The following is a 296-nucleotide window of genomic DNA, read 5'->3' as shown; positions in this document are numbered from 1 at the left end:
TCAGATGTGTATAAGAGACAGGCTCCTGGTCCGTGGCGGCGTCNATGCGCTGGTCGTACCAGTCGACCGCTTCCAGCTCCTCCATGAGCGAGGCCACGGCGCGGTGCCGGTCGATGGTCTCGGGACGCAGCGCCTTGGCGCTTTTCGTGCAAAGGAATTTTCGCTAGACATGGCTCGATGAAATGCGCAGTGATTGCCGGTACGTCAAACCAGTACGCATGAAGCCGCCCGCGGTTCCGACTAGTCATCACGGCTTCTTCACGATTTGAGCAGGATTCTGGCNTGCGTNNGATGNG

1 pseudogene is annotated in these 296 nt (G+C 59.1%); it reads right to left on the bottom strand.

Annotated features, from left to right (window positions below):
• Nucleotides 1–133, bottom strand: a pseudogene (locus D0550_RS37255) (ferritin family protein); the annotation flags it as partial.
• Between the last annotated feature and the right edge of the window lie 163 nt (nt 134–296).

The sequence above is a fragment of the Steroidobacter cummioxidans genome, assembly GCF_003104955.1.
The sequence above is the reverse complement of the archived record's forward strand: the minus strand, read 5'-3'. Positions and strand labels throughout refer to the sequence as shown.